This window comes from Priestia megaterium (genome assembly GCF_009497655.1).
Taxonomy (GTDB): domain Bacteria; phylum Bacillota; class Bacilli; order Bacillales; family Bacillaceae_H; genus Priestia; species Priestia zanthoxyli.
Window position 1 is genome coordinate 25,735 of the sequence record NZ_CP023319.1, and the last position, 18,517, is coordinate 44,251.

The window sequence follows — 18,517 nt, forward strand, 5'->3', positions numbered from 1 at the left end:
CTAAAAACATAATCACAGATTTTTAATTCTTGAAAGGAGAAGTGAATATGTCAAAAGTATCTATTGTTGTGCCATTCTTTAATTGCTCTTATATCGATCATGCACTAGATAGTTTAACTAAACAGACCTACACCAATATTGAAATTATAGTAGTAAATGATGGATCTACTAAGCATACGGATAAAATCCTTCCCTATTTAGATAAAATCATCTATATTACAAAAGAAAATGGTGGCACAGCGAGTGCTTTAAATGTAGGAATTCAGCAAGCAACAGGTGATTATATATGTTGGCTTAGTTCTGATGATATTTATGATCATCATAAAATCGCCATACAACTAGAATCGATGAAAACTCATAATGCCTTTTTTAGTCACACAAATTACTACGCCATCAATTATAGAGGACGAATTATTAGTCCGCCTTTAGGTATTCAGACGTTAAATAAATTAGATCTTATCACTAGAATAAGCAAAGGAAATATTATTAACGGCTGCTCAATTATGATTCACAAAAGTGTGTTTGACCATGTGGGTCTTTTTGACGAGACACTTCTTTATACTCATGACTATGACTTATGGTTACGAATCATTCAAATATTCGATTTACAATACATCCCTCAGCCCCTTTTGTTATCAAGGATACATGAAAATATGGGGAGCAAAAAATATGCTTCTTTTATAAAAGAAGAAAACAAAATTGTAATTAATCGTCATAAACACGTAATGGAACAGCTAGCGTTAAAATATAAAGAACACTCTTAATTACTATTTAGTTCTTGCTACTGTATAAGAAAGGCGGATTTTTAAGTAAATTAGGTAAACCGCCGAGCACCTTAAAATCGGATAAGCATATTATAAAACATAGATAATAATGCAAAAACTTTGCTTTAAGAAAGGATGAATTCTATTGGCACTATCAAGTGAAGCAAGAGCAGCGTTGTTAAAAAACCTGCTTTCATTACCTCAAACAGTCAACACAACTACTACTTCTGCTACAGACCTTTTAAATGCTGTCAACCCTGCTACTACTGTAACTAACGCCTTAAATACTATTAATCCTACTACTGTCGTAACAGATCTTTTAAATACTGTTAATACAACTACAACTGGCCTTTTAAATACCGTTAATACGACTACAACTGATATCTTAAACACTACTACGGGTCTTGTAAGTACTACTACTACTTCTGCTAGTGATCTTTTAAGAAATCTTCTCTCCATATTAGCAGGACTACCAATTTCATCTGGTTCAGCCCCGATTAGAAACGACTTAAAAAATCGTGTTAATCAAACAGTTCAACTATCTACACCAAATGAAACCATTACAGGTGTTTTACTTGCTGTTTTATCAGACTACGTGGCAGTTGCTGAAAGTGACGGATCGTTAAACTATATCCCACTTTCTAAAGTTGAAACAGTATCATCACTTTAAGGAAGGAGTCATACTATGTTTGAAAGTACTTTAGTAGCTGAATTAACAAAGCGTATTGGTACACCAGTCGAAATCGCACTAGCAGATGGCTTTGTTGAAGGAATTATCACTGCTGTAACAAATGGCCTTATTACAATCCTTCAAACTGTGGGATATGGATATGGCGGAACTACTCTTCCTTTAACTATTGCTCTTCCATCAATTACTTCAATTAAAATTTCACCGGTTGCGTAAACTAGTCAAGGTATTTTAAGAAATCACTCCAACTGGAGTGATTTTTTTTCGTGATACTTAACGGATGTTCCCTTACGTTATAAACTGTCATATCCTTATATAACAATCGATGTGTTTTTATTAGATCATTTAATACACTTACATCCTCATACATTCGTCCTCCTTCAAAATCAATTAAAGGAAACCCGTTATTTTGTTTTAAAGTCGACGTACGATAGATGCGAGGTCCTAAGGGAAATACATAGGAAAGAAGGTCGTTTCTATTGAGAATCGCTCGTCCTTTCCTTAACCCTTTATACCTTATATTTTCTTCTCCATTCTGCTTCCATGCTCTTAAATTACCGTAGAGAACAGCTACATCTTCCTTTAAATTTTCTAAACATCTTCTTATAGTGTAAAATGCATCTGGGTCTAGCCAGTCATCGGCATCTAACTCCATGACAAATTCTGTTTCAACATATGATAGAGCCGCATTAAGAGCCCTTGCTTTCCCACCGTTATCTTTACTAAGAAACCTAAAACCTGGTGTGTTTTTAAAACTTTTTATAATCTCTAGGGAATGATCGTTTGATCCATCATCAACTACTATTATTTGTTCTGGAAGACTACTTTGCAGAATACACGAGTTAATAGCTATCCCTACATAATTAGCCATATTATAATTAGCTATAATAACAGCAATCGAAGGAGCTAAGTTCTGTTTCTCTAACTTTTGCTGATACTTCTCTATAAAATTTAACTTTTGAAGATTACTACTGGTTTTATCTATGAATGTTTGATTAACCAATTTATTCGGTGAAGAAGCGATAGATAGTTCATCTACTGTTGAAAGCCAAGATGGAAGAACAGATTCTTTAAATGGAATGTGGCATCTCAAAGAGAAGGGATGTTGTTGGAGAAAAGAAGCCTTTGACAAAAACGGTCGCTGTATAACTTTATTATTAATTGTGATATCGTAAGTCATTACAACTTTCTCATCATCTAATGCTAATTGATGCTTCGTAATACTATTATCTAAATAATCATAACTATACAAGAACATGACATATTCACAAGACAGTGATTGAATGTGATGATTTAATGTTAACCCTAAATCATTATCAAGTAAGTTTATACATTTTGTCTTTGCACCTTCAAAAGTCAATCCTAATTGGTTTAAAGACTCCGGTATGTCCAAGATAATAATTTCATCTATACGATTATTAATAAGATGCACCGAATCTATAGCTTTTTTTATCGAACTTGAGTTTACATATCCAATTAAAAACAAATGAATATCCTTCATATATACTCCTCCGCCTTTAAGAATTCTAGCCATCATGAGGCCTCATTAAGCTGTTTTCCTGACACCTAATTTATTGCTTTACATATGATCATTCTATGTGTATCTCTCAGTATGTATGGTTTAAATTCGAACACTTTTTCATTAAAAGAATCCTTAATCAGATGTTAATCTAATTAATAACAGTTTAAATAACACTATAAGGTAATTAGTTTGTCCAATCACTACAGGTCACCATTTCATATAGTAATAGTACATAGAAAGGAGGTTAAAAATACCATGACGATATTATTAGATTCTAGAACATCTCAAAATGCTAGTATAGCTAACTCTATTTCTATCCCTATTACACTTCTCTCTAATCCAGGTCTATTCGGTCAAATTGGCCTCAACGTTACAAGTGCTACAGGTGCTATTCGTACTCAATTAAGTGGTACTGTAGCTTGCCAATTACCACTCCTCCCTGTCGCAACTACTGTTACAATTACTATTGTAAGAGGTACTGCCTTTAACGACCCAGTTGTCTACTCTTCATCGGAGGCGTTGAATATTAACCTTTTAGGACCACAGCTTTTTACGTTTACTGCTTCAGATTTTAATGTACCAAAGCCAGCTTCTAATCTTTTAATTTACACAGCTTTCATCACTTGTAACATCCTAGGAACTGTGAGAGTTGGACCAGAAAGTTTTAATGGAGTTGCTTATTCGGATTAAGAATATTATTCAATTTTATTTAATAAAAAAGTCTTCGCTTTTATAAACGCGAAGGCTTTTTTACTTTCTTTTATTTACTAAAACACGCACGAATAAATTTAGCTAAATGCATTCACAGAATAAAATTCCCTGTTTATTCTGTTTTCCTATATAGGATTACAATAATTTCCCTTCCTTGTTTTTACGCTCAGAAGGTTAGTTACATATTAAAGGATGTCTAATGTAACTAAGATAGCGATTAATACTTGTAATAGTACTTGAAGATTTACAGCGATATCTGTGTCAGTAGCTGTAACATTTACATTTGTAGAGTTTTCAATAATTGTTTTTTGAGAATTTTTTTGTTTAATGCTAGCGAATTGTTTTAGTTCTTCAACGACGCTGTTTCCTTGCACATTATCACCGATTGTAATACGAACTACTACTGCAATAGCTATCTGTAAAGCTACTTGAATAGTCGCTGCAATTTGAGTATCTGTCGTTTGTACTCTAACACCTTCTGAATCTTTAACAATAATTTTCTCAAAAGATTTTTGTTCAGTAGCAGCTATTTGATCAGCTTCTTGCCATACGTCTCTACCACTGAACCGTTTATTTTCACAATGGTCTAGTGCTCTCCATTTTCTTTCACCCATTTTTCTCACCTCGTTTAATTTTTAATTAAAGAACATCGACAAGTACAATAATAGCTACTAATACTTGTAACAATACTTGAACGTTAAGAGCCACGTCTGTATCAGTCGTTGTAATTTCTACGTCTTTAGAATTCTCAATATAAATTTTTTGTTTATTTGTTTGCTCTATTTCAGATAGCTGTAATAAGTCTTGAAGCACACCATCTTTTTGAACAGTATCGCCGATGGCAATACGAATTACAATAGCGATGGCTACTTGGATAGCCACTTGAATACCGATAGCTGCTTGAGTATCTGTTGTAGTGACATTAACATCACAAGAATCTTTGATCCAAATTAATTCATCTGATTCTTGGTCAATTAAAGAAAGTTGATCTGCCTCTTGAACTACTTCTGCATTAAAACTTTCAAAACTCTCCCTACTTTCGAAACTCTCACGACTATTATAGTAATCATATTCCGTAGATTCACTTTCATAGTGATCTACTTTACAGCCATCTTTACAATGCTTCTTAGGATCATCTTTTTTATGTTTGCTTTTGCATTTTTTCTTTACATCGTAAGAATAATACTTTTTAGATGACATAACTAACACTCCTTTTTCATGGTATGTATTAATATATGAACATACCAATCAATAGGATTGGGCCAATTGACCATTGAGTGCAACCATTTTAAAAAACAACAAAAACGCCTATTTAACGGCGTTTATAAATAATATAATTTATTTTTTTTTGTTGGTAGCATTTGTTTGTTTTACAAACTCATCCACTCGTTTTGACAAATCTTCAACCATTTCTTTAAGCATTTGTTTTTTCTCTTCAGATAGGTTTCCTTTAATTTTTTCTTTATCTATGCCATGTTTAGAAAAAACATCGTTTACTAATAAGTCCATTAACTTATTTGGAACAATCTCCGGTTTTTTAGGTGAATCACTCATATTAATCGCTCCTTCTATATAAGGTCGTTATTCATAACAACATATGCAGGAATGGCCTAAAAGGAAACAATTCCCCCTTGTTTTCACATGTTGTTGAAGCGATTTTTTACTCACCAATATTTTCATTTAAATAAAAACAGTAGCATTTCTATCTTAGGTTAACTGTACTAGCCATCTCTGTCGCCTAAAAATTTAAGATAATAAAATAAATTTAACATCATATATTTGTACATAAGGTAAGTGCCTTATGTTTTCAACAATTTTCTTAACAGTATTTATGAAAAGAGTTGAGTTAAATGGGAAAAAAAGCAAAGGTTGTGCATGTTGCAGGTGATTTTTTATCTCCAAAAGGAAAATCATCTACTAATCAAATTTATACAATAAATGAGGATAACAATACGGTTTCTGTGATGGATGGATTAACTGATGATTTAATTGCCACTATAAATGTAGGACGTCAGCCAGCAAACGTAAATGGCAATCCATCTACTAATCGTATTTATGTGACTAATAAAGGTGATAATACAGTTTCCGTCATTGATGCAGGTGCAAATACAGTTATTGGAATTATTCCAGTTGGGAGTCAGCCTTCAGGTGTAGGGGTTAATCCCTACACGGATAGAGTTTATATCACAAATGCTGGGGATGATACTGTTTCCGTCATTAATGGTGCAACCAATATTGTTGTTGCCACAATACCTGTAGAAACCCACCCAATTAATTTAGATGTCCATCCCTATATTAACCGTATTTATGTAGCTAATAAATTTAAAAATACAGTCTCTGTCATTGATGGATTGACGAATGCTGTAATGGCTACAGTGCAAGTCGGTGATCAGCCTACTGACCTAGGGGCTAACCTATCTAACAATCGTATTTATGTAGCTAATAAAAATAGTGATACCGTTTCCGTCATTGATGCAGGTACAAATGCTGTAATTGGAATAGTACCTGTCATAGAACAACCTTGTATGGTTGATGTTAACGCAGCCAATAATCAAATTCACGTAACGAATGAAGAAAATAGTGTAGTCTCTGTCATTGATGGTGCCACTAATATTGTCATTGCTACCCTCCCTGTCGGTGATCAGTCAACTTATACAATAACCGATACCTAATATAAGAACATAACGTGGATACTTATGTTCTATAAGAGGTGGCATAACCATGATTTTATTTTATAACCTGTAGCAACAATAATCTTATAGAAACACAATTATTGTTGCTACAATTAATGATTTCAAATATTTCTTAAGGAGTTCACTCTTTATCAAAATTTCTCCATGTTTGATAAAGAGAAGGTTGAATATCTTTAACATGAGATAAAAATTCTTTTGATAAGTTTAATCCCTTCAAATCTTTTAGTAATTTAATAGGAGTAGGTCGCTTAGAACTAAAAGCTCTTTTAAGATCAATTATTTTTAAATTTCCCTGTTCAGTTATTAGAACATGCCGTAATTCCGTATCTTGTCTACGAAAACTTAATTTCTTTAATTCATTAAAGAGGCTTATCAATTGTATAACCAAAGCCTTTTCTATATATTGATTTTTTTTCAGATGTTTTGCCAAGGAAATTCCTTTTATATATTCCATGACTATGTAATTTGGTCCATAATCGTAGAGATGAGGAATAATAAAAGACGACTGCCCCACTTTTATTGCTTCTAACTCTTTTTTATATACCTCTTCCTTAAAAAATACTTTTACACATCGATTATCAGTCAATTGATAAATAACACCATCTTTGCCTTGTCCAACTACCTTATACCTTTTAAAATTCATAAGTTCATTTTCTTTTTCTCCTATTAATTTCTGAGAAGAGTGCCCAAATGCTTTATCATTCAACAAGTCTAATTTTTTAACGCTGTTAGACGGAACAAGCTGGACATTATTATTACTCAGCAGCTGATACTTTTTCTTATTGTGCCATTTAAAGAGAGTTTCTTTCGGAAGCCTATCCCACCTATCATGATCACTACGATAATGAAAATATGATTTTCCCATTCTGTTCCTCCTTCCCCATTTGTTATTCTATTCGTTTATAAATAAATTGCTTGTATACTTATCCATCTACATATAAGTTCGCGAAAAATTTTTGTTCAAATCCAAGACAAGCACCCTCTCCTGTTACCAACGGTTACATACTATAGTAATGAAAGAGGTGAATATTGATATGAAGTATAAAGAAGATTGGACTTTGGAAGAGAAAGATCATAAAAATCCTTGTAAAAAGTGTGAGAAACATAAAAAACATGATTCTTGTAAGGATACTTGTAAAGAAATGAGAGTTATAAATTTATGGAAATTAAACTCTAAGTATTAATTTTACCTAAAAAAGAAATAAGACCTATTGGCATTTAGCAATAGGTCTTATTTCTTTTATGGCTCTACTTTTTCTTACTACTAAAATTACATAATGAAAGAAGCAACAAATATGCCTTCTATATTAATTAGTATAGCTCTAATTTTTAATTCTCCGCCAATGACGGTTTCTAATATCTGGATAAGCTCATATATTGTTTATAGTACAAGTATAGAAGAAAAAGCTACAGGAGGCACAGATATGAGCAATTGTATATTAGTAATCGGGGCTCATCCTGATGATGAACTATTAGGAACCGCAGGAACCTTAAAAAAATTTGTAGATGAAGGGTATAAAGTAATTTCGGTAATTACTGCTTTGGGCAGAAAGGAAGAAGCTCATCATATTCAGAAATTTGGTCGACTTGCTAATAAAGAAATTGGTATTGAAGAAGTAGTATTTCTTGAGCATGTCAATTTGGAACTAGAAATGATTCCTCTTCACGAATTAACGAAAGAAATCGAGCAGCTTATCAAAAAATACAAACCGGTCAAGATTTTTACACATCACTATGGAGATCTAAATAGAGATCATCAGATCACTTTTCAGGCGGTATTAACTGCAACTAGACCACTCCCATATACTTCCCCCATAGAATTAATTACATTTGAAACCGTTTCGTCGAGTGAATGGGGTGCTTTCTCTTGTGAAAAGACATTTAAACCAAATTTTTTTGTAGATGTTACGGCCACCATGGAAAGTAAACTTAATGCCCTTAAACATTATGATCTCGAAATGAGATCGTTCCCTCATCCTCGTTCTTATGAAGGTGTTAAGTACTTAGGAAGGCTAAGAGGCATGAGCATTGGCGTACCTTATGCTGAAGCTTTTGAAATTATAAGGAGGGTTTGGAAATGAACCATGAAATTGCCTTTCCCTACCCCTATCTAATCGACACGTTAGACCAATATTATGGACTTAAGTCGCGCTCTTCTAGAAAAACCATTTCAAAAGAAAATTCGAAAAGAAGAAGCTCTTCAAGAAAAAATTCGAAAAAGAAATTTTCTATTTTAATTGCTACCTTTTGGAGCTTCCCTCACGTGGGTGGACTGTCGAATTATATCTCTACTTTAAGTAAAGGTTTAAAAAGTCAAGGACATAAAGTAGACATTATTTCTCCTAATCAATTTTCAATGTCAAAAGTAAAGCAATTCCGAGAAGTTGCTACCCCAAATTTAAAACATTTTTTTACCAAACGTTATGGAAGTTACAATGACAGAATTTTAAATCATCAAAGACTTATATATGTATATGAAAAAATGCTCGAAACAATAAATTTAGAAAAATATGATATTCTTCATGCACAAGATTTATTTACAGCAAATATCTTGGGAAGATTTAATGAATTCTATAATAAACCCTTATTTTACACGCCCCATGGAATGTTCACATCTAATAGACTCAAATTTAACATCATTAAAAAGTCGTCTGTAGAAGAAGCATATTTTACGGAGCTTGAAAGTAAAGCAATAGAATATGCAAGTCATATTATTGTTTTAAGCGATTCGTTTCGTGAACCATTAATAAAGCTAGGAGCAAAAAATAGAAACATCACTACAGTTATTACGGGAATTGATTATCCAGTGAACCAAAGGGAAGGAAAAGAAAAGGATTCACAAAAGCTAGTTATTACATGCGTAGCTAGGCTTGGTCCTCGAAAAGGACATAATTATCTGTTTGACGCACTGGCACGTCTAAAAAAATATACTTCCAATGTAGAGGTATTAATCGTCGGTGATGGACAAATGAGAGAGAAATTAGAAAAACAGAAAAAGGCTCTGGGTTTATCAATGGTAAACTTTTTAGGTTCTAGAGACGATGTACCTTCACTCTTAAATAAAACTGACATTTTTGTACTTCCAACAATCAATGATAGCTTACCCATTTCAATAATTGAAGCTATGCATAGTGGTACTGCTGTAATTTCCACAAATTGCGGAGGAATTCCTGAGCTGATAAAGCATAATAAAACAGGTATTATTGTCGAACCTGGGGACCCTGAACAGCTAGCACATGCATTAAAATTTCTCATTACAAATAAAGAAGTGCGAAATAAAATGAGCACAACTGCGAAAAACCATGCTAAAAACCACTTAACTGTAGACAGCATGGTAGGAAAAATAAAACATTTGTACACTGATTTTTGGGAGATGAATTAAAGTATGAACCATGAACACTCTGCAGTTATTCTTGATTTGAGCGCTAACGGGATTGGCATTATTAGAAGCTTAACAGCAAAAGGTATTAATGTTTACGCTTTTGACACAGAAAAACCATATAAAATAGGAAAATCACGCCTAGCTACTTGCAGTATATGCCCTAGTCCTGTAACTGAGGAAAAGAAACTATTAAACTTCTTAATTAACCTCTCTAAAAAAATTGGTTCAAAACCTGTCTTGTATACAGGAGCAGATGACTACGTACAATTCATTTCCAAAAACCGAGACGAATTGCTAAATTACTTCTTGTTTTTATTACCTGATGATAATTTAGTTGAGCAAGTGCTTGATAAAAACAAAACTTACGAGCTCGCCGTCAAGCATAATATTCCATGTCCAAAAACATATGTAATAGATAGTAAAGAGGAACTTGAAGAGGCTATCTTAAATGTTGAATTCCCATGTATTTTAAAACCTGTTCTCGGCCACGAGTTCAGAAAGAAAATCAACAAAAAAGCAATTGTATTTGATACTCCTGAGCAGTTAAGGAATGATTATTGTTTTTATAGAGAATGCGGACAATTAGTTATTCAAGAACTGATTCCTGGAGACAATCAATGCTTTTATAAAGTAGCTACTCTCTATAATGAAAATATGGAACTACTTGCATTATTCTCCTTACAAAAAAACCATCAGTTTCCTGCCGAATTTGGAACAGGTGCTCATATCGTCAGCAAAAGAGTTCCTGAACTTATCGATATATGTCTCCCATTTTTTGAAGAAATAAAGCTCAAAGGCATAGGCATGGCTGAATTCAAAAAGGATCCAAGAGATGGAATTTATAAATTCATTGAAATAAACCCTCGCTTTTGGCTTACCCATAGTCTCACAGGCCCCTCAGGTATTGACTTTGCCTACACCTATTATTTATACCTCACTAACCAAAACCCAGAGCCTAGATTGAATCAAATAGACGGTATTAAATGGATTTACCTTATAAGGTATTACCTTACTTTCCTTCAAAAGAAAAAAACTTCCGAAATGACATTCAAAGATTTTTATCTGGGGCTGCAAGGTCAAAAAGAGTTTGCTCTATTTGCATGGAATGATCCAATGCCATTTTTCAGAAGCGCATGGTCTCATTTAGTTAATACGTGGAAACGTAAGCGAAAGGAATGATTACTATGTATGATCTTAAGGCGCTCTATTATAAGATTAAAGATTTAAAAATAGCAGAAAAACTTTCTTATTCGATGGGTGAGAAAATTACAGTTATCCCTTCAGAAATTAAGTGTTTAAAATCAACAAAACGAAGTAGTATATATAAATTACTGCTTCAAAGAAAAAATGGTTATTATCCAATTATCTTTAAGGTCTACAATTCGACAGCCTACAAAAATGAAGTAGAGATTAATATTTACAAAAAATCTTACCCCATTTTAAAAGAGTTTTTGCCTCGCATTTATCTTGTAGAAACAGTCAAAAATGAAACCTGGGTCTTTATGGAATTTGTTAATCAAATACGTGGACAATTGACCTTCTCTCCGTCTCACTTTCAATATATTATTCCCAGTATAGCTAAACTTCATGGTCAAACTTTTGAAAATAGGTTTAAAAAGAATGAAAACGTTTGGAGAGATTGGCTACCTGTTTATACTTCTACAAAAAAGAATAGGGCCAAATCTATGAATCAAACAGTTGACCTATTGCATGCAGCAATGAAAGATGATCGTATTGGCCATATTATAAAACCTTATTATTCATCATTAATTAAGCTATACAATAAAGGACCGGATTTCTTTCCTGAATTAACTAAAAATGGATTAGCTATTACGCATGGCGATCTACACATGCAAAATATATGTAGCAAAAATGTTACTGGACATACACCATGGCCTATTCAATTCATTGATTGGGAGTCAGCCAAATACGCTCCAGTATGGTTTGACATGGTTGTATTAGTGGAACTATTGTTAGGCTTCAGAAAAGACTGGCAACCAAATGCAGAGAAAATACGTACTCAGTGTGTGGGTCTATACGTGGCTGAAATGAAAAAACACGGAATTACCTTTAAAACAAACCCTATGATTCTTTATAAAATGGCCTATCTCCAGCGAACCTTGGAAAGAGGCCTTCACACTCAACTGAGAAGGATTGCTGATAATCGTGAAGGTGAGCTCTTAAGTTATCACCTTGAAAAAATTTCAACATGGGGCAGGGAACTAGGAATATACGAATAAATAGATTTTGGAAAATAGCTTTTAGACTATCGATTTAACAATAGTCTAAAAGCTATTTTTACCTTAATGTACAAGCAATTTCCCTTTTCAAAAATACAATATATAGAAACACCAATTTTAAATAAAGGCAGGGAATTTATTTGACTAAATTTTATTATGATTCTAATGAAGAAAGTAAGCACTGCTTGAAAGCGATGTATGACATGCGTAAAAATAAAGAAGAAAAAGACTATGGCAAAGATAAATGCAAAGACAAACATGAAAAAGACTACGGCAAAGATAAATGCAAAGACAAACACGAAAAAGACTACGGCAAAGATAAATGCAAAGACAAACACGAAAAAGACTACGGCAAAGGTAAATGCAAAGACAAACACGAAAAAGACTACGGCAAAGATAAATGCAAAGATAAACATGAAAAAGACTACGGCAAAGGTAAATGCAAAGATAAACATGAAAAAGACTACGGCAAAGATAAATGCAAAGATAAACATGAAAAAGATCATGGCAGAGATAAATGCAAAGATAAACATGAAAAAGATCATGGCAGAGATAAATGCAAAGATAAACATGAAAAAGATCATGGTAGAGATAAATGCAAAGATAAACATGAAAAAGATCATGGTAGAGATAAAGTTGTCTTTTACGAGAAAGACTATGCTAAAAATAAATGTAGATGCAGTAAAAGTTACTACAATTAAGCTATTTGATTCTAACTCTAATTACTTGTAACTAAATAAGTATCAAGAAAGGACTATTGACTCTCAGGTTAATAGCCCTTTTCTTTTTCACAGACAGAATGTCTAAAATATAGCTGCAGTAATCAAGATACTTAAAATTTTCTAGTAATAAAAAAACCACCATGCACAAAGTAAATTGTACATGGTGGTTTTTTATTATTTTAGAAGCAACAGCCTTTATTGGATTTTTTATTTTGACTGTTACAACCAATACAAAATGTTTTCTGTATAAAGACATTTAAAGTTCCAGCCGTAGTAGCAGAAGGATTCGAAACAGTTAATTTTTCAAAGTTTTCAACTTGAAAAGCTCTTGTAGAACCTGCAGGTATAGTCGCTGAGATCGGTAGCCTAGATCCTCTAACAAAAATTGATACCGTAAGACCAGTAGCTACACCAACACCAGTAGCTGCAGCTGATAACTGAAGAAGCGTTTTGTTATGGTTTCTAGTAAAGTCTTCAAAAACAGTTACATCTATAGCATTAGCAGGAACTGCAATAGTTAATGGGATATTTCCTGTTAAATTGGTTCCAGAACCCTCAATTGTATGATTTTCAACAAAGAATTTTTCATTCTCTTTTTTCTTATTATATGAACCCTTAGATGGGTAAGCTGCTTCTACATAATATACTTCATCGTTTTTATTATGGTGACGATAGCTTTTTATAATAATCACTCCTTTTTTATTTATATACTATTTTATTCATTTGTTTATAAAATGTTTGTGTGCTTGTCCAATAATAGTCATTTTCATAAAAAAAGTGATTATTCGACTATCTAATTTCAGGTTAACAACACGGTAAAGGAATTATTTGTATGTAGAGATAAGGTAATTAGAGTAGAAATTTCGCAGAGGTTGGTTGTTTGATAAGCTAATAGAAACAGTAGTAGTGAAGTTTAAGGCGTAAACAAAGATGTAAAATTCAAGTACAATACAATGCTTTAATTGCAGAATTTCACCCCCTCACCATTTGGTGAATAGAAAATGCATTCATGCATGATTACTTTAACAATTAGAGCATTCACCTTTTGTTCCCTCTCAGGTGTCTTTCTGGAATCAAAAGGTGAATCTCCACACCTATACAAATACATATAATAAACTGTTTACAGAGTTAGTTTACGTTCATTGATCATTTTGTAAACTATATCTTCATTGTTTTCTAAAAGCTCTTTAGTAGTGGCACTATGGTTTTTGGCATGGCGAGAAAAATTCGCTTTGCTATACCATTGGTGACATAGAGGACAAGGTAATTCGTTTTCAACTTCATAATTAATTGACGTCCACCTAGTAGAAAAAAAAGGAGATTTATCTGTATTTTCCTTTGTATACGAAGTGTTTTCACGATGTATACGATTTTGTATTCGCTGTGTAGTTGCAGCAACTTCATTTGTACTGGCGTTGTATAGACCATCTTCTAATTCTTCTTTAATGAGCAAATATCCAGCTTCAGACATAGATAACCCTAACTCTTCACAACGTTGTCGAAATTGCTCATATATACTTTCAGGTAACCGAATGGGCAGAACCTTACTTGGTTCTTTTGCTTTTGATTGCCGAGCGTACTTATCCAATTTCCCCAACCTTATCACCTCATTTATACAATTTGTATATACATTCAATACAATTCTTTATTGTTCCTGCTAACGCCTTAACTACATCCTGTATACGCTATGTAGTTAAAGCGTTTTAGAGTGAAACCTATTTACTTAATAAACTTGGTGGATGAAGAGGTGAAAATTGTATCGATAATGCTCCTAAACAATGAGCCCGGATGATGCTAGTTATCAGTAGGATTCACTCTTAGGTTATAGATTCTATATCACTTATACTATCATTAGGCGCTCATTTACCAAGTAAATGAATACCATAAGTATTGGAAGTTCTATTTGAAGAAACAACTGAAAAACTTACAGTTATTTTAATATTTGTTAACAAACCTATATATAATCATTTCAGATAAAGAAGACACGTGTGAATGTATATGTTGGACAAAAGTCGCTAGAGTAATATTTCTTCATCTTTTCCTTATAACAGCTATAAAAGGTCAAGTTATAATTAACTACTCTAATGTATAAAGAACCTCAAGGTTACCTTTCTTCTTTTATCCTTCTTGTATGTCTACTCTCCCCTTCACTGATTTAAGGTAGATGAAATTGCAATAAAAGGAGGTATTGACACTTGATACGTAGATACGTTCTCTGTAAAAAGATCTCTTACAAAAAAAAGAAACGAAAAGCTCATTGTTACAGATCACCCCATTCTGTATATGTTTCCAATTCACAATCTATATTGGTATTTTGTTCCATCCATAACCTCTGTAATCAAAAGTACAGAGGGCCTCAGGGACCTCAGGGGCCTCAAGGGCCTCAGGGACCTCAAGGACCTCAGGGGCCTCAGGGACCTCAAGGACCTCAGGGGCCTCAAGGACCTCAGGGGCCTCAGGGGCCTCAAGGATCTCAAGGGCCTCAGGGACCTCAGGGGCCTCAGGGGCCTCAAGGATCTCAAGGGCCTCAGGGACCTCAGGGGCCTCAGGGGCCTCAAGGATCTCAAGGGCCTCAGGGACCTCAGGGGCCTCAGGGGCCTCAAGGATCTCAAGGGCCTCAGGGACCTCAGGGGCCTCAGGGGCCTCAGGGGCCTCCACTCTCAGATTTAATTCCCTCCACTAATTTATTATATTTTACTTTTTCAGATGGTCAAAAACGCCTATATACCAATAATGATGGGATAGCTCAATATGGAACCACTGAAATATTGGCACCTGAAGAAGCTTCTTATATCAATTTATTTATTAATGGTATTCTACAGCCTGATATTAATTATCAAATTCAAAAAGGAAGCTTAACTTTACTCACAGAAGAAGTACCTTCAAAAGAGGTTCCCATTATTATCCAATTTGTGTTAATTAATAAGGAAGTATAAAAAAGTTTATAAATTCTAAGATAGTCATAAAAAAAAGAACTGACTTCCCCAGTTGGGAAATCAGCTAAAAAATAGAATACATTAGTTAGTTTACAACAAATTCAACCACAATAGGGGTAGCAGATGCAAGGGTGTCTCCATCAGGAATGGTAATAAAACTATTAGTAACTGTTGAAGTATCACCTGTTTGAATTTGCCCGTTAATATAAAGATTATAATAAGCAGGAGCAGTTGGAAAAACTGTAGCAGCTGTTCCTCCATCAGTAGTAAAAGCTGTAGCAAGAATACTATAGGTAGCGCCAGTACCTGTTCCTGCTCCTGCAGTGCTACTAAACCTTAAAGAATTCATAAAGGGCTTAACGATTGGCATTTATGATCCTCCCTTCTTAATTATTGAATTATTTATCGCTCTTCTTTTTTAAAAATTTTAAAATGCTTCTTTACGAATACACTTTGAAATCATTAAAGGAAATATAAAACAATGCTAATTCTCTATTTATTATTCTTCTACTTTAATTTAGAAACGGCAAAAGACCTAAATGGTAAAAAAGATTGTTCACCATTTAAAAATTTGGACTACCTCTATAGACTATTGACCGTGGCAAATAATAGAAATCTGACTATTAATAGATAGAGGGGATATTAACATTCTTTCTACATCCCATGCTTCGAAAGGAGAATAAGACATATGCCTATTATTAAACCTGTTTTTACAGCCACTAGTACAATTGCTGGAGATATTACAGTAGCAACAGCAACGAGTGTGGCTCCTACCCCAGCAAGATTTACAACATTTGTAACGGCCCCAATGGTTGCAGGAGGAGTCACATCGATACCTGCTGGAAGCTTTATTGATGATGTAGGAGCAACAATCACAGCTTTGCCTGATGTAACAGCTAATTCTTACGCTAATATATATATCAATGGAGTCATGCAACCTACTAATGTCTACACTTTATCTACTACAGCCTTAAATATTGATGATACTGTAACTGTTGGAGCACCTGTAATTGTAGAATTTGTTACTCACTCTGCAACTTCTACCTCAACTCCAACTAGTACGTTATCTGTCACTACCGTAATTAATACGTAATCCTATATAAAATAAAAAACATGACAAACCTTTAATCTTGTCATGTTTTTTATTTTATATTGGAGTGTAACATTTGAATTTCCAATATAAATAATTGCTCTTTATATAGACTCGTAAAAAAGATTCTTTTTAAATATGCCTTTTATTGTCCAATCAACTGAAAACCCTATTCTATATACTATAGTGTAAGAAAATAAAGGAGTGATTGATATAAACTTACAAGATATAAAAGGCTCTTATAATTTGGTGGCTGGCTTAGGAAGCTGGTGTGGCCCAGCGCTTTATTCCGAACGTCACGGTTTGAGAAGGCATTCGTTTCCTCTTGATTGGATGCAATCTCCTTTTCTCCCTGACGTAAATACATTATTAAGAAACAAATTTCAAGGTTTTATGGAAGTAGAAAACATAATTGAAAAAGACATACTAGCTAATTATGTAGATGATAATGGATATCCTATTTTTAAATCCGGCACTTCTGAATCAATAAGAGCTCATTATGTTACAGATATTAAATATAACATTGACTCTGTTCACGACTTTCCTATGGTTCCTAACCAAGACTGGTCTGTCCAATACCCACCTTATAAAATAAGATTAGATCATCGTATTCAAACATTTCTTAATCAAATTGCACAAAGTCAACGTACGTTATTTATAAGATATGAATGGATGCCCACAAGCTACGAAGACGTAATTAACTTAAAATCAATTTTAACAGACATGACTAACGGTAACTTTAACCTTCTGTTAGTTGAGACTGTTGACGAAGAATTACATGGAGTAAAAGACATGAATTTTGGAACACCTGAAGACAAAATTTGTTGGGTTCAAGTTTCGCGAGATAATTGCACCAATACTTCTGTTTGGAATGATTTATTAAGCGGAATAACACTATTAAATTAAACGTTACTCTTTTTTCCTATAATATATAAAAGAAAAGGGACAAGTATACAAGCAAACCTCCTTAATTTTCATATTAATATAATAGAAACATATAAAGGAGGTTACACTTTGAGTTGTTCTAAAAAAAGAAAGTGCTACTGTAGTTGTCTAAATTCCAAACCTTCAAGAAAAAAAGAAAAAAATTGTAAAAAAACAAGATGTGCAGAGAAAAATTATTTTTGTTCCAATAGATATAATAATGCACTTATTGAAACTGATACAAGACAAGAGATCCTCAGTGATCAAGTTTCTGATTCAATCATTCTTGTGAAAAACTCCTGTGATGTTACTATTACTGCAACAGATACACAGACAACCATATTTCTTCAAAGCTTCATACAAATATTAACCATTTTCTTACTTTCAATAGGTCTCGATGCCAATTCAATAAGGCTGTTTTTACAAGAAGTTTCTCAGACCGCAAGGTCACTTCAATTAAATAGACAAAGAGTTATCGTTAAAAACAGTAAAGGTGTCAATGTAACAACATCCAATAACGATACAGCTGTTTTTATACAAAATTTTTTACAAGCGTTGACCTTATTACTAACTCCTTAGAAAACCATTGACCCTTTAATAACCTGTTAATAGAATTGTTGAAAATACTATGCGAACAGAGTTATGACAATTAGTATCTTCAATATATCCTCATAAATTAACTAACAGTGTACAAGCTATTGAAAATTCTTTGCTACTACAGCCTGTACACTATTTTATTACAGAGAAAGTTATCTAAAGCCACTACATTTATAGAATGCCTATATTACAACAAAAAGCAAAACACTTTTTATAACCTCTATGTAAACGATTTTCCATAACTATAA

The 18,517-nt window shown here is 33.4% G+C and carries 24 protein-coding genes; 15 read left to right on the forward strand and 9 right to left on the reverse strand.

The genetic code is table 11. The features are described 5' to 3' along the window. Positions 1 to 47: 47 nt before the first annotated feature. The 3 genes from CEQ83_RS26635 (at position 48) to CEQ83_RS26645 (ending at position 1,668) form a co-directional block, all read left to right on the forward strand. On the forward strand, positions 48 to 764 hold the full coding sequence (locus CEQ83_RS26635; RefSeq protein WP_034327523.1) for a glycosyltransferase family 2 protein: 717 nt from the start codon (positions 48 to 50) through the stop codon (positions 762 to 764). A gap of 145 nt (positions 765 to 909) precedes the next feature. Beyond that, positions 910 to 1,434: a hypothetical protein gene (locus CEQ83_RS26640; RefSeq protein WP_014462121.1), complete on the forward strand. Its 525-nt coding sequence runs from the start codon at positions 910 to 912 to the stop codon at positions 1,432 to 1,434. A 15-nt stretch (positions 1,435 to 1,449) separates the two neighbouring features. Then, positions 1,450 to 1,668 carry a hypothetical protein gene (locus CEQ83_RS26645; protein ID WP_014462120.1) on the forward strand — a complete coding sequence of 73 codons (219 nt, stop codon included), beginning with the start codon at positions 1,450 to 1,452 and terminating at the stop codon, positions 1,666 to 1,668. A gap of 1 nt (position 1,669) precedes the next feature. Here CEQ83_RS26645 and CEQ83_RS26650 read toward each other — a convergent pair whose 3' ends face one another. Then, positions 1,670 to 2,986 carry a glycosyltransferase family 2 protein gene (locus tag CEQ83_RS26650; protein ID WP_034327521.1) on the reverse strand — a complete coding sequence of 439 codons (1,317 nt, stop codon included), beginning with the start codon at positions 2,984 to 2,986 and terminating at the stop codon, positions 1,670 to 1,672. A 243-nt stretch (positions 2,987 to 3,229) separates the two neighbouring features. Between CEQ83_RS26650 and CEQ83_RS26655 the strand changes: the two genes are divergently transcribed. Then, complete coding sequence (locus CEQ83_RS26655) at positions 3,230 to 3,664, forward strand: hypothetical protein (RefSeq protein WP_014462118.1); 435 nt, start codon at positions 3,230 to 3,232, stop codon at positions 3,662 to 3,664. A 206-nt stretch (positions 3,665 to 3,870) separates the two neighbouring features. Here CEQ83_RS26655 and CEQ83_RS26660 read toward each other — a convergent pair whose 3' ends face one another. The 3 genes from CEQ83_RS26660 to CEQ83_RS26670 form a co-directional block, all read right to left on the reverse strand. Beyond that, complete coding sequence (locus tag CEQ83_RS26660; RefSeq protein ID WP_014462117.1) at positions 3,871 to 4,299, reverse strand: spore coat protein; 429 nt, start codon at positions 4,297 to 4,299, stop codon at positions 3,871 to 3,873. A 25-nt stretch (positions 4,300 to 4,324) separates the two neighbouring features. Further along, positions 4,325 to 4,885, reverse strand: coding sequence for a spore coat protein (locus tag CEQ83_RS26665; protein ID WP_014462116.1), 561 nt, complete (start codon positions 4,883 to 4,885; stop codon positions 4,325 to 4,327). 138 nt (positions 4,886 to 5,023) lie between these two features. Continuing rightward, positions 5,024 to 5,239: a spore coat protein gene (locus CEQ83_RS26670; RefSeq protein ID WP_014462115.1), complete on the reverse strand. Its 216-nt coding sequence runs from the start codon at positions 5,237 to 5,239 to the stop codon at positions 5,024 to 5,026. Between the two features lie 296 nt (positions 5,240 to 5,535). Between CEQ83_RS26670 and CEQ83_RS26675 the strand changes: the two genes are divergently transcribed. Further along, positions 5,536 to 6,357 carry a YncE family protein gene (locus tag CEQ83_RS26675; RefSeq protein WP_099331507.1) on the forward strand — a complete coding sequence of 274 codons (822 nt, stop codon included), beginning with the start codon at positions 5,536 to 5,538 and terminating at the stop codon, positions 6,355 to 6,357. 142 nt (positions 6,358 to 6,499) lie between these two features. On the opposite strand, the gene CEQ83_RS26680 is transcribed toward CEQ83_RS26675, so the two are convergent. After that, complete coding sequence (locus CEQ83_RS26680) at positions 6,500 to 7,243, reverse strand: hypothetical protein (RefSeq protein WP_099331506.1); 744 nt, start codon at positions 7,241 to 7,243, stop codon at positions 6,500 to 6,502. Between the two features lie 169 nt (positions 7,244 to 7,412). On the opposite strand from CEQ83_RS26680, the gene CEQ83_RS26685 reads away from it, so the two are divergent. The 6 genes from CEQ83_RS26685 to CEQ83_RS26710 all read left to right on the forward strand — a co-directional run bounded on the left by CEQ83_RS26685 (position 7,413) and on the right by CEQ83_RS26710 (position 12,701). Continuing rightward, a complete protein-coding gene (locus CEQ83_RS26685; RefSeq protein ID WP_014462112.1) occupies positions 7,413 to 7,562 on the forward strand; it encodes a hypothetical protein in 150 nt (49 codons plus the stop codon). Positions 7,563 to 7,802: 240 nt separating this feature from the next. Further along, positions 7,803 to 8,459 (forward strand): PIG-L deacetylase family protein, encoded by a 657-nt coding sequence (locus CEQ83_RS26690; protein WP_033580846.1) that lies wholly within the window; start codon positions 7,803 to 7,805, stop codon positions 8,457 to 8,459. Further along, entirely contained in the window at positions 8,456 to 9,760 is a 1,305-nt protein-coding gene (locus CEQ83_RS26695) for a glycosyltransferase family 4 protein (protein WP_049166414.1), read from the forward strand. The genes CEQ83_RS26690 and CEQ83_RS26695 overlap by 4 nt, the downstream gene beginning before the upstream one ends. Before the next feature lie 3 nt (positions 9,761 to 9,763). After that, positions 9,764 to 10,939: a carboxylate--amine ligase gene (locus CEQ83_RS26700; RefSeq protein ID WP_014462109.1), complete on the forward strand. Its 1,176-nt coding sequence runs from the start codon at positions 9,764 to 9,766 to the stop codon at positions 10,937 to 10,939. 5 nt (positions 10,940 to 10,944) lie between these two features. Continuing rightward, positions 10,945 to 12,000: a phosphotransferase gene (locus tag CEQ83_RS26705; protein ID WP_028412743.1), complete on the forward strand. Its 1,056-nt coding sequence runs from the start codon at positions 10,945 to 10,947 to the stop codon at positions 11,998 to 12,000. Positions 12,001 to 12,140: 140 nt separating this feature from the next. Then, positions 12,141 to 12,701 carry a hypothetical protein gene (locus tag CEQ83_RS26710; protein ID WP_049166416.1) on the forward strand — a complete coding sequence of 187 codons (561 nt, stop codon included), beginning with the start codon at positions 12,141 to 12,143 and terminating at the stop codon, positions 12,699 to 12,701. A 200-nt stretch (positions 12,702 to 12,901) separates the two neighbouring features. Here CEQ83_RS26710 and CEQ83_RS26715 read toward each other — a convergent pair whose 3' ends face one another. The 3 genes from CEQ83_RS26715 to CEQ83_RS27710 form a co-directional block, all read right to left on the reverse strand. Continuing rightward, a complete protein-coding gene (locus tag CEQ83_RS26715; RefSeq protein ID WP_048019995.1) occupies positions 12,902 to 13,414 on the reverse strand; it encodes a hypothetical protein in 513 nt (170 codons plus the stop codon). 428 nt (positions 13,415 to 13,842) lie between these two features. Beyond that, a complete protein-coding gene (locus CEQ83_RS26720; RefSeq protein WP_033580848.1) occupies positions 13,843 to 14,319 on the reverse strand; it encodes a hypothetical protein in 477 nt (158 codons plus the stop codon). Positions 14,320 to 15,023: 704 nt separating this feature from the next. Continuing rightward, a complete protein-coding gene (locus CEQ83_RS27710) occupies positions 15,024 to 15,380 on the reverse strand; it encodes a hypothetical protein (RefSeq protein ID WP_265589656.1) in 357 nt (118 codons plus the stop codon). Between the two features lie 11 nt (positions 15,381 to 15,391). On the opposite strand from CEQ83_RS27710, the gene CEQ83_RS27530 reads away from it, so the two are divergent. Beyond that, positions 15,392 to 15,658, forward strand: coding sequence for a DUF4183 domain-containing protein (locus CEQ83_RS27530; RefSeq protein WP_223546856.1), 267 nt, complete (start codon positions 15,392 to 15,394; stop codon positions 15,656 to 15,658). Positions 15,659 to 15,743: 85 nt separating this feature from the next. Here CEQ83_RS27530 and CEQ83_RS26735 read toward each other — a convergent pair whose 3' ends face one another. Then, positions 15,744 to 16,028, reverse strand: a complete 285-nt coding sequence (locus CEQ83_RS26735) for a DUF4183 domain-containing protein (protein ID WP_028412741.1) — start codon at positions 16,026 to 16,028, stop codon at positions 15,744 to 15,746. 318 nt (positions 16,029 to 16,346) lie between these two features. On the opposite strand from CEQ83_RS26735, the gene CEQ83_RS26740 reads away from it, so the two are divergent. From CEQ83_RS26740 to CEQ83_RS26750, 3 genes are all read left to right on the forward strand, one after another. Next, positions 16,347 to 16,751, forward strand: a complete 405-nt coding sequence (locus CEQ83_RS26740) for a DUF4183 domain-containing protein (protein ID WP_028412740.1) — start codon at positions 16,347 to 16,349, stop codon at positions 16,749 to 16,751. Positions 16,752 to 16,952: 201 nt separating this feature from the next. Further along, entirely contained in the window at positions 16,953 to 17,654 is a 702-nt protein-coding gene (locus CEQ83_RS26745) for a DUF1796 family putative cysteine peptidase (protein WP_049166417.1), read from the forward strand. 108 nt (positions 17,655 to 17,762) lie between these two features. Beyond that, positions 17,763 to 18,251 carry a spore coat protein gene (locus CEQ83_RS26750; RefSeq protein WP_033580849.1) on the forward strand — a complete coding sequence of 163 codons (489 nt, stop codon included), beginning with the start codon at positions 17,763 to 17,765 and terminating at the stop codon, positions 18,249 to 18,251. The last annotated feature ends 266 nt before the right edge of the window (positions 18,252 to 18,517 follow it).